At 59.2% G+C, this 9,846-nt stretch carries 10 protein-coding genes; 5 read left to right on the forward strand and 5 right to left on the reverse strand.

Translation table 11 applies throughout. The annotated features are described in order from the left end of the window. Positions 1 to 69: 69 nt before the first annotated feature. The 4 genes from HMPREF0308_RS12540 to HMPREF0308_RS12555 are packed head-to-tail and all read right to left on the reverse strand — an operon-like array spanning position 70 to position 4,502. Positions 70 to 633, reverse strand: coding sequence for a VanZ family protein (locus HMPREF0308_RS12540; RefSeq protein WP_005532195.1), 564 nt, complete (start codon positions 631 to 633; stop codon positions 70 to 72). Next, a complete protein-coding gene (locus tag HMPREF0308_RS12545; protein ID WP_005532196.1) occupies positions 634 to 1,971 on the reverse strand; it encodes an MFS transporter in 1,338 nt (445 codons plus the stop codon). 42 nt (positions 1,972 to 2,013) lie between these two features. Beyond that, on the reverse strand, positions 2,014 to 4,248 hold the full coding sequence (locus HMPREF0308_RS12550; protein ID WP_005532198.1) for a heavy metal translocating P-type ATPase: 2,235 nt from the start codon (positions 4,246 to 4,248) through the stop codon (positions 2,014 to 2,016). A gap of 50 nt (positions 4,249 to 4,298) precedes the next feature. Next, positions 4,299 to 4,502, reverse strand: a complete 204-nt coding sequence (locus HMPREF0308_RS12555; protein WP_005532199.1) for a heavy-metal-associated domain-containing protein — start codon at positions 4,500 to 4,502, stop codon at positions 4,299 to 4,301. Positions 4,503 to 4,634: 132 nt separating this feature from the next. Between HMPREF0308_RS12555 and trxA the strand changes: the two genes are divergently transcribed. Continuing rightward, a complete protein-coding gene (trxA, locus tag HMPREF0308_RS12560) occupies positions 4,635 to 5,009 on the forward strand; it encodes a thioredoxin (protein WP_005532202.1) in 375 nt (124 codons plus the stop codon). Between the two features lie 106 nt (positions 5,010 to 5,115). Beyond that, on the forward strand, positions 5,116 to 5,859 hold the full coding sequence (locus HMPREF0308_RS12565; protein WP_005532204.1) for a PspA/IM30 family protein: 744 nt from the start codon (positions 5,116 to 5,118) through the stop codon (positions 5,857 to 5,859). A gap of 121 nt (positions 5,860 to 5,980) precedes the next feature. Here the strand turns inward: HMPREF0308_RS12565 and HMPREF0308_RS12570 are convergent, their stop codons facing one another. Then, complete coding sequence (locus HMPREF0308_RS12570; protein WP_005532206.1) at positions 5,981 to 7,240, reverse strand: NYN domain-containing protein; 1,260 nt, start codon at positions 7,238 to 7,240, stop codon at positions 5,981 to 5,983. A gap of 214 nt (positions 7,241 to 7,454) precedes the next feature. Between HMPREF0308_RS12570 and HMPREF0308_RS12575 the strand changes: the two genes are divergently transcribed. From HMPREF0308_RS12575 to HMPREF0308_RS12585, 3 genes are all read left to right on the forward strand, one after another. Next, the gene (locus tag HMPREF0308_RS12575; protein ID WP_034657647.1) at positions 7,455 to 7,829 is read left to right on the forward strand and encodes a GntR family transcriptional regulator; all 375 of its coding nucleotides are present in this window, start codon (positions 7,455 to 7,457) and stop codon (positions 7,827 to 7,829) included. Between the two features lie 112 nt (positions 7,830 to 7,941). Beyond that, positions 7,942 to 8,754, forward strand: coding sequence for an AAA family ATPase (locus HMPREF0308_RS12580; protein WP_034657649.1), 813 nt, complete (start codon positions 7,942 to 7,944; stop codon positions 8,752 to 8,754). After that, positions 8,751 to 9,752 (forward strand): hypothetical protein, encoded by a 1,002-nt coding sequence (locus HMPREF0308_RS12585; RefSeq protein WP_005532211.1) that lies wholly within the window; start codon positions 8,751 to 8,753, stop codon positions 9,750 to 9,752. The genes HMPREF0308_RS12580 and HMPREF0308_RS12585 overlap by 4 nt, the downstream gene beginning before the upstream one ends. The last annotated feature ends 94 nt before the right edge of the window (positions 9,753 to 9,846 follow it).

Below are 9,846 nucleotides of genomic sequence, written 5' to 3' on the forward strand. Positions count from 1 at the left end.
TTTCATGGGCCAATCCCGCTGGCCTCCAGTGGCAGCAGGCACGGCGAAACATCCTTGAGCAGGTTGGAATCAAGTCTTAGGCACCGGGGCGTCGTCAAGCATCACTGCATCTGGCTTCGAGAGGTCCTTGACCTTATCGGGATCACCGAGGCGCGGGCCGAGGGCAACCAGCACCACGAAAACCACGGTCACAGCGATCGCCAGCCAGTGCCACACTGCATCGAATCTGCGGCCAAGGCGCTGTGCTAGCCAAGCACCAAACCACGCGCCAAGCGTGTTAAAGAACAAGTCATCAATGTCAGTGCGCCCCAACGCGAAGACATACTGGATGGTTTCCACCAACACCGAGAAAGCGAAACCCCAGAGCGTGGCCGCACGCTTGGACCGCAGCTGCACAAAAAGCAGAACGCCCAGCGGGACAAAGAATGCGAAGTTGCCGCCGTATTCAAACAGCGGCTTGAACCAGCTGCCGGAGAACAAGTCATCCAGCGGAATCCAGCGAATATCGCGGGCCCGCTGGTTTTCCGGCTTCCAAAGGTAGCCAATCTGGAAGAAGGCCTTGAGAGTGGTCAACGAAACAATGACGGCGCAATAGCCGCCAAGGGCTAGCGTCGAACGCACTCTGTGGGGCATCTACTTAAGTACCTTTCCGCGTTGCTCCGGTAGTACAAAGGCGGCGGCTGCCGCAATTGCGAACGCAGCGGCAAAGAGGATGAACAGCCAGTGTGCGCCCGCACCAGCCAGGATAACCGGAACGATAAGCGGCGCGATGATGGAGGCCAAGCGGCCAAAGCCCGCAGCGGCACCCGTGCCAGCCCCGCGCAGGTGGGTGGGGTAGAGCTCTGGGCCGATTGCGTAGAGTGCGCCCCACGCACCGAGGTTAAAGAAGGAAAGCAGGCAACCAGCAATCAAAATGAGCGCGGTGGAGTCCGCAAAGCCGTATAGGCCGGCGGCGCACGCGGAGCCCACGAGGAAAGCGGCCAGCGTAGGGCGGCGGCCCCAAGTCTCAATCAGCCAGGCCGCTGCCGCGTAGCCCGGAAGCTGCGCCAGCGTGATGATGAGCGTGAAGCTGAAGGACTTCACCAGGGTAAATCCATCGGCAACGAGCAGCGACGGAATCCAGATGAAGGCGCCGTAGTAGCTTAAGTTCACACAGAACCAGATGGTCCACAACGCCGCGGTACGCCCGCGCAGAGAGCGCGACCAAATGCTGCCGGAGGTGACATCTTCCTCGGCATAAGTGGGTGCCGCAGCGTTTTCTGGCAGTTCCTTGCCCTCGGCTGCGGCCTCAGCTTCGAAGGAGGCCACGATGTCCTCTGCCTCCGCGTGCTTGCCCTTGGATTCCAAGAATCGCACGGACTCCGGCAGCTTCATGCGCACGAAGAGGGCATAGAAGGCCGGGACCATGCCAAGTGCCAGCGCCCAACGCCAGCCGCTTGCCGATACCCCGACTACAAAGGTGCCGATGACCGCTGCCAGGATCCAGCCCACGGCCCAGAATGCCTCCAGCAGCACAACCATGCGGCCGCGTACCTTGACCGGTGAGAATTCCGAAATCAGCGTCGATGCAACGGGTAGCTCCGCGCCCAGGCCCAGGCCCACGATGAAACGCAGCACCAAGAGCATAGCTAGTCCCGTCGAGAGCGCTGAGGCTCCCGTGGCCAGACCATAGACCAGAAGGGTCAGCGCGAAGACGTGGCGACGGCCGAGCTTATCGGCAAGCAAGCCGCCGAAAGTGGCGCCAAGCGCCATGCCGACGAATCCGATTGAGGCCAGCCAAGAGGATTGAGTCGGTGTGATTCCCCAATGCACCGCGAGTGCGGCCATGATGAAAGAGATGAGGCCGACGTCCATAGCGTCGAGCGCCCAACCGATTCCGGAGCCCACTAGCAGGCGTTTGTGCTTGCCGGTGACAGGAAGACGGTCTAGGCGCTCGTTTCGAGATAGCGTGTTACTTTTGAGATCGGGCATGCTTTGGGATTGTAAGTCCAATTTCCCCTGTGCACTGCGTTTTTATGCGGTGGGCTGGAAAGTCCTTAGTCGCAGTGAATTACTTACAACAAAAACCGAACTAAAGGCCATCGCAATACCCGCAAACAGGGGGTTAAGTAGCCCGATTGCCGCGACTGGAATGAGTATGACATTGTAGGCGAATGCCCAGAATAGGTTGCCCTTGATGATGCGCAGAGTACGGCGCGAGAGTCGGATGGCGTCGGCAGCAGAGCGTAGATCATCGTTCATCAGCGTTATGTCGGAAGCCTCGATGGCCACGTCGGTACCTGCGCCCATGGCCAGGCCCAAATCTGCTTGGGCGAGTGCGGCGGCGTCATTCACGCCGTCACCCACCATGGCAACGTTGCAGCCCGAGCTTTGGAGCTGCTTGACGACGTCCACCTTTTCCTCCGGAAGCACGCCCGCAGTGACGTTTTCTGGGTCGATGCCCACGGCCTGCGCCACGGCCTGCGCGGCGCTTTCGTTGTCGCCGGTCAGCAGGTGTGGGACAAGCCCCAGCTCCTTCAGCTGGGCCACGGCCGCAGCGGAGGATTCCTTGACGGTGTCGCGGACATCGATGATGCCGATGAGGGCGTCGGCAGCGTAGACGGCAACCGGGGTTCCGCCCTCTGCTTCGGCAGCGCGGAATGCCTCGCTAAGGCTGCCCAGCTCGCCCTCGACGCGTCCGACACGGATGCGCTGCCCCTCGACCGTGCCCTCGACGCCACGGCCTGCCACGGAGACAAAGTCGGAGGCGGGCGTTACGTCGCTAGCAGCATGCACGATGGCCTTGGCGATGGGGTGCTCGGATCCCGCTTCTACCGCCGCGGCGAGCTTGAGAACCTGAGTGGCGTCCTGGTCACTGGTTTGTGCGGCGTGCACGCCAGCAACCGACATCTTGCCTTCGGTGATGGTGCCGGTCTTGTCCAGGACGATGGTGTCCACCTGCTTGGTGGATTCCAGGATCTCCGGGCCCTTGATGAGCAAGCCCAGCTGAGCGCCGCGGCCGGTGCCCACCAGGATCGCAGTAGGCGTGGCCAAACCCATTGCGCACGGGCAAGCAATGATCAGCACGGCGACAGCAGCGACGAAGGCCGGGGCGGTGGCGGCGGCGCCACCGATGATGAGGTGTGCGATGAGCGTGAGTACGGAGATCGCGATGACGATGGGGACGAAGACCTGCGCGATCTTGTCCACGAGGCGCTGCACGGGGGCCTTTGACGCCTGTGCCTCGGTGACTAGCTTGGCCATCTGAGCCAAGGTGGTGTCCGCACCCACCTTGGTGGCGCGTACCTCTAGGCGGCCGGAGGAATTGATGGTGGCGCCGGTGACATGGTCGCCTTCCTTGACCTCAACCGGCACGGATTCTCCGGTGAGCATCGATTCATCCACAGCCGAGGCTCCGGCATTGACGACGCCGTCCGTGGCAATCTTTTCACCTGGGCGGACGACAAACACGTCGCCTACTTTGAGGTCCTTGATGGGCACGCGCTTCTCTGCGCCGTCGACAAGCAGCGTAGCGTCCTTGGCTCCCATCCCCAGAAGCGTGCGCAGTGCCTCTGAAGACTGGCCCTTTGCCTTGACCTCAAACCAGCGGCCGAGCAGCAAGAACGTGATGACCATGCCTACCGACTCCAGGTAGATGTGGTCCATCTCAGCATTGTTGGATACGAGCTCCATGTGCATCTTCATGCCCGGATGGCCGGCGTGGCCGAAGAACATGGCGTAGAGCGACCAGAAGTAGGCCGCGGTGGTGCCCATGGTGATGAGCGTGTCCATGGTAAACGAGCCGTGCTTGAGGTTCGCCCAGGTGGCCTCGTGGAAGGGGGCGCCGCCGAAGATGTAGACGATGGTGGCCAAAATAGCTGCAGCCCACTGCCAGTTGGTGAACTGGAGGGCCGGCAGCATGGAGACCACCATGATCGGCGTGGAAATCGCGGCAGAGATAATCGTGCGGCGCAGCAGGTCCTTGGCCTCCTGCGCGCGGGCCTCGTCCACCGGATTGGCAGTCTCTTCGGAATCCGCCTTTTGCTCTTCGGTCATTGCGAAGGCGTCGTAGCCTGCGCCCCGCACAACCTCGATGAGGGAGTCAGGGGTGGAAGTGGAAGGGTCGTATTCAATTGAGGCGGACTCCGTGGCAAAGTTCACGGTGGCCTCAACTCCATCGACCTTGTTGAGCTTGCGTTCGACGCGGGACGAGCACGAGGTGCACGTCATGCCGGAAACGCCGAGATCGAGGTGGACGAGGTTAGTCATGGGAAGTGATCGCTTCTTTACGCGAGTTGGGGTTTGGATGGTTGTGGCGCTTATGCCTTGAGGGTGTAACCAGCCTCTTTAACGGCGGCGGCAACCTGCTCGTCGCTGAAGCCTTCGCCCTCAACGGTGACTGCGCCGGTGGTGTGGTCAGCGGTGACCTCGTGGACGCCGGTGATCTCGCCGACCTCTTCCTTGACGGACATCTCGCAGTGGCCGCAGGTCATGCCCTCGACGGTGTAGTGCTTGACTGCCATGATTCGTTTCCTTTCTTTGAGTACACCCTGAGCCTATACCCCCCCTGGGGTATCACGCAATGAATTGCCAAGGAATAACTCAGGCTCATGTACCGTTGATAGGAAAGACCCCGAAAAAGAGGAGAGATTTATATGGCAACGATCGACGTAACCGAAGAGACTTTTGAGCAGACCGTTAGCGGTGAGGGCATTACCCTCGTAGACGCTTGGGCCGATTGGTGCGGACCTTGTAAGCGTTTTGCCCCTGTTTATGAAAAGGCCTCTGAGCAGCACACGGATGCAACGTTTGCCAAGCTCGACACCGAAGCTAACCAAGGCCTGGCTGCTGCACTGCAGATCCAGTCCATTCCAACCCTGATGATTTTCCGCGACGGAATCATGGTCTTCCGTGAGGCTGGTGCACTACCGCCGGCAGCACTTGAGGATCTTATTACCCAGGTTAAGGGGCTCGACATGGATGATGTTCGCCGCCAGGTTGAGGAGCAGAACGCTCAGACCAACGGCTAAAGATTTTTCTTTCGCCCCCGGCGCTTTCCAGTGAGTCCCGCTAAACTCGCTAGAAAGCGTCTTTTTCATGGGACCACGTTACTTAAGCGAACAAGGAGTTAGTTCAATGGCGAATCCATTCAGCAAGGGCTGGAAGTACGTAATGTCCTCTTTCGACCAGAAGATCGACGAGAACGCGGATCCTAAGGTCCAAATTCAGCAGGCCGTGGAGGGCGCCAAGGAACAGCACCGCCAAATTTCAGAGCATGCTGCGGAGATTATTGGACGCAAGAACCAGCTCGAGCTGCAGATTAACCGTCTCCTGAAGTCCCAGGAGGATTACCAAAACCAAACTCGCCGTGCCCTTGAGCTAGCGGATAAAGCGGAGGACCCGCAGGCCGCTTCTGAGTACAACCAGGCCGCTGAGGTCGTGGCTTCCCAACTTGTTGCTGTGGAGCAGGAGCTTGCTGATCTCAAGACCCAGCACGCGGCTGCCTCGCAGGCGGCTGAGCAGGCAAAGGCTCAACAGCAGCAGTCCGAGGCTCGCCTCAAGGAGCAGTTGGCGCAGGTGGATGAGCTGCTAGCACAGGCCGATCAGGCCGCGATGCAAGAGCAGAACGCCAAGGTTATGGACTCGATGAACGAGCTTAAGCCGGATGGCTCCACACCGACCCTCGATTCGGTGCGCGCCAAGATTGAAAAGCGCTACACCGACGCTCTCGGTGCGCAAGAGCTACATCAGCTCTCGGGCGGCGACCGCATCCAGGAAATCACTGCCGCTGGCAACGACTTGAAGGCCGCGTCCCGCCTGGACGAGATCCGTGCGGAGATGGCAAAGCAGAAGGAGCTCGGCTCCGGCGAGCAGAAGTAAGCTGCAGTAAAGCTAAGCTGCGCTAGTCAAAAGAAATAAGGAGGCAAGCCCCCTATGAGGGCCGACCTCCTTTTTGTTTGCCGCTTTGAGACTCACTACGTTCTTGTGGACTCTTGCGGCTCTAGCTTTCGTTGCGGCGAACGGTGATGAGGACACCGCGGATGCCGGAGTGGAAGCCGTCGCGCAGGTTGACGCGCTGGGATTCGGTCAGCGTGTACTCGTGCAGAGTCTCACAGGCGAATTGCAGCAGCGGACGGTCGATCTCAGGTGGAAGTCCACCGCCGGAGAGCAGGTGGGCCTGGTCGCGCTGTTCCGCGCTAGCCGCGTTCTCGAACCACCAGGACGCATACTGCTGGCCGACGTCGAAAGGTGACTGGAATCCTGCAGAAGTCCAGACCTCCTCGGGAAGCGGCACGTACTTTGAGCGCAGCTTGCGACGAGGCGCCATCATCGACGGCTTTGGCGCGGCCGGCTTTGGGGAGCCAGACTCGGCTGCAGCGTCGGATGCACCTGACGAAGGCTTCTCAGGGGTCGACGTGCCGTTAGAGCCCTGCGTGTCACCTGCGGAAACGGGGGCGGGAGTCTTGGCGATCTCGGCTGAGCCGTTTTCAGTGGAATCGGCCCCGCCATCCTTGGATGCCTGCGGAGCGGTGCCTGCTGCAAGGTCGGCGGGAGATGGGGAGGAAGAGCCCGGTGATGCGGCTGGCTTCGGCTTTGGTGCGGAGGCGAATGCTGCCTCCGCTTCGGAGGGCTCGCCGCACTCGTCGTGCTCGGGCAGTTCTGGCAGCTCATCGTGGCCGTTGTGCGGTTCCCGAATGGTCGGCGGCAGTGGGCCTTCCAGAACCTGCAGCTCCATTGCGTCGGCGAAATCTTCGCGCGGATCGAGAATGGTCGTGGTGTCGCAAGCGTGGCGCAGTGCGGAGGACATGGAGTCCCAGCCAAAGCCGTAGAGGTGCACGCGCACGCCCGCGTTTACGGCTTCTTGTACGCCCGGGATCATGTCGGCGTCACCAGAAACCAAAACAAAGTCGGTGACTTGCTGCTTCATTGCAGCGAGAATCATGTCGGCAACGAGGCGGGTATCGACTGCCTTTTGGGTGCGGCGCTCGCCCCATTCGATGAGCTGGCCGGTGCGAAGCTGCACGCCATCACAGGTGCGCAGTGCGCGCTGGTAGCGGTGTGGGCCGGTGTCAGGGATTCCGTCGTACCAGTACTGGCGGTGGATGCGGTTTCCGAGCTGGTTTTCCACCATGGAACCGAGATTATTTACGACCTCTGGGAGGTCTATTTCTAGTTGCGCGCGAGCTCCGGTTTCCCATGAGTTATAAAAGCTCGCAAGCAGGTAAGACGTGTCAACGAAGACAAGTGTTCGTTCAAGCATGGCTCCTAAGTTCCGTTTCTAATAGTTCTAACTAAATTTGCTTTGGTTTCCAGTGTGCCCCATTAGTCACTAAACGTCGATGTCTTCGAGGAAACTGGCAGGTCAGGAGGCCTAGAAAAGTTTTGCTCTTGCGCGAATCTAAAATCTGAGGTACTTGTTCGGTTAGTTAGTTGAGTAACTGACCCATCGAGTAAGCGAGGAGGTGCAGGCGTACATGGATAACTCAACGCAGCCGTTGTTCAGACAGATCGCCGCGCTAATTGAGGACTCCATCGTGGAAGGTGGCCTGGAAGAAGGGGCGCAGGCGCCTTCGACGAATGAGCTAGCTGCCTTCCACAACATCAACCCCGCCACGGCGCGAAAGGGGATTGCTTTGTTGACTGAACTCGGAATTCTAGAAAAACGCCGCGGCATCGGCATGTTCGTGGCGGCCGGCGCTACCAAAAGAATCCGCCAGCGGCGTCGCAATGACTTCGCCGCCGAATACGTCGCCCCGCTCGTCGATGAGGCCGTCCGCCTTGGGTATACGCGCGAGCAATTACAAGAACTTGTCCACCGTGTCGCAGAAAGCAGAGGACTCTACTCATGACCGCGAACACCGCAAACGCCGCAAACGCCGCGAACACCGCAAACGCTGCAATTACTGCAAACACCCAACGTATCCCGGAGTGGTCGAAATGATTAAAGCCGAAAACCTAGCTATGCAAAATACTCCGGCGCTGTCTTTCGTGCTGGAAGATAGCCTGACCCACGGCCTGGTGGGCCCCAATGGAGTGGGCAAGACGACGCTGCTGCGCATGATCGCAGGCCAGCTCAAGTCGGAGGGGTTGAAAGTCTTTGGGGAGCGCCCCTTTGACAACCAGAAGATCATGGATCGCATCATCCTGATGGGCATCGATAACCCGCTTTTCGATGGATGGAACGTGGACAAGCTCTTCCGCATCGGCAAGGTGCGGTGGAAGACCTGGAACCAGGAGCGGGCTGAAGAACTCGCCGCGCAGTTTGCGCTCCCGAAGAAGAACTACTCCGCCTTGTCCCGCGGTCAGAAGTCCGCGATGGGCTTTATCTTCGCCGTAGCTTCCGGCTGCGAGTTGATGCTGCTGGATGAACCCTACCTGGGCCTCGACGTCGATAAGCGTCAGCGCTTTCTTGAGGTCCTCCGGGAGGAACAGGGCAAACGCACGATTGTGGTGTCTACCCATCATCTCGATGAGATTGAGGGCTACCTCGACACGGTGCTTTCGCTTGGCGAAGCCCCCTTGTCTGGCCCCATTGAAAGCCTCGTCGATTGCATCGTGGCGGTGACGGGCCCTGCGGAACAAGTAGATAGGGCGCTGGGGCGCCTACAGTTGCCGGTATTGGCCCGCCATTCCTCGGTCCACGCAGAGCGTGTGCTTATCGACGCCCGCCCCAACTTCGCCGAGTGCGTCTTCGACCAGGCGGCAGAATTCGGGCTACGCGCGCAGGAAGTCACCCTGGAAGAGGCGGTGCTGGCGTTAGGAGGTGCCCAGTGAAGCTTTTCTTTAACACGCTGAATTGGGGAAACTTGCTGCTGTCGATTTTCTTGATTTGTGGAGTCTTCCTGGCGGGACGCGCCGGTAATGCGGTTATTGCGAGTTTCGTGCTCGTCGCTCTGTGGGCCGGTATTTTTGCTGCCGCCCCACACGAAAACAAAGCGCAGCCATTAGGGCTTAACACGGCCACTAAAACTCGATACGGTCGCATCGCAGCGCTTTTGCCAGCTGTGATTGCTGGCATTTTGACCATCTATCTGCGTTGGTGGATTGCTCTCGCTATCACGGTGCTAATCCTCGCGTGGAAGCTAACCTGTTGGAAGGCCGAAGCCAAAACCATGACAGTCGAAGACCTTCTAGCGGATACGCCAGGCAATGATAATTTTGGACGATTCCCAGTAAGCCTTGAAGGTCAGTTGGTCTACCGCCCGTTGGTTCGCGGTTGGCTTATCGGCTGGGTGATTCTGTGTATCGCAGCGGTGGCGAACGCCTTCATCAGCAACATATGGCCTGAGAACGGACCGAATATAGGAAACATGCTGATGACAATGGCCATCTTGGCCATGACGACGACCTGTGTGGAACACCTTGATTCTTTGGCTAACTTCGTCACGCTTGGCGGCAGCCAAAGTACATGGGCGCGACATGTCATCATCGCAAGCTTGGTCAGTCCGGCGGCGAGCCTCCTTGGCGTTGGGCTTAGCTGGCTGATTGTGGGTGAGCCTATTTGGTTCATTGCAGCATTCGGCTTCCTGGTGCCCGCACTCGTTGTCTCAGTTGAATTGTGTTCGTGGAAGACCGTCTACATGCCGGTGCTGATTGCCGCTGCAACGGTAGCCATCTTCGAGTTGCGAATGGAGGAGATGCTCGACGGGTTGCCGATGATGCTCGCGGCGGCCGTTACGTACGTGCTGTGGGCGGTGCTGCTGCCCGTTAACGTGCGACGAGTGAATCCATACGCTTCAGGACTGAAAAAGTGGTTAGGAATAAAGAGCTAAAAAGCGCAATCACCAGCGGATTTGTGAAGTTTCAAAGTGGTGTGTAACTTTATGTGAGTCAGCGCGACCGACAGCGCCCCACAGTCACGCAGTG

It is taken from the genome of Corynebacterium striatum ATCC 6940 (assembly GCF_000159135.1).
Classification (GTDB): domain Bacteria; phylum Actinomycetota; class Actinomycetes; order Mycobacteriales; family Mycobacteriaceae; genus Corynebacterium; species Corynebacterium striatum.

Excerpts from the sequence above, each read along its gene's own strand:
- HMPREF0308_RS12545 (WP_005532196.1), bottom strand. The coding sequence starts at position 1,971 with ATGCCCGATCTCAAAAGTAACACGCTATCTCGAAACGAGCGCCTAGAC.
- HMPREF0308_RS12540 (WP_005532195.1), bottom strand. The coding sequence starts at position 633 with ATGCCCCACAGAGTGCGTTCGACGCTAGCCCTTGGCGGCTATTGCGCC.
- HMPREF0308_RS12580 (WP_034657649.1), top strand. The coding sequence starts at position 7,942 with ATGCAAAATACTCCGGCGCTGTCTTTCGTGCTGGAAGATAGCCTGACC.
- trxA (WP_005532202.1), top strand. The coding sequence starts at position 4,635 with ATGGCAACGATCGACGTAACCGAAGAGACTTTTGAGCAGACCGTTAGC.
- HMPREF0308_RS12570 (WP_005532206.1), bottom strand. The coding sequence starts at position 7,240 with ATGCTTGAACGAACACTTGTCTTCGTTGACACGTCTTACCTGCTTGCG.
- HMPREF0308_RS12555 (WP_005532199.1), bottom strand. The coding sequence starts at position 4,502 with ATGGCAGTCAAGCACTACACCGTCGAGGGCATGACCTGCGGCCACTGC.
- HMPREF0308_RS12575 (WP_034657647.1), top strand. The coding sequence starts at position 7,455 with ATGGATAACTCAACGCAGCCGTTGTTCAGACAGATCGCCGCGCTAATT.
- HMPREF0308_RS12550 (WP_005532198.1), bottom strand. The coding sequence starts at position 4,248 with ATGACTAACCTCGTCCACCTCGATCTCGGCGTTTCCGGCATGACGTGC.
- HMPREF0308_RS12565 (WP_005532204.1), top strand. The coding sequence starts at position 5,116 with ATGGCGAATCCATTCAGCAAGGGCTGGAAGTACGTAATGTCCTCTTTC.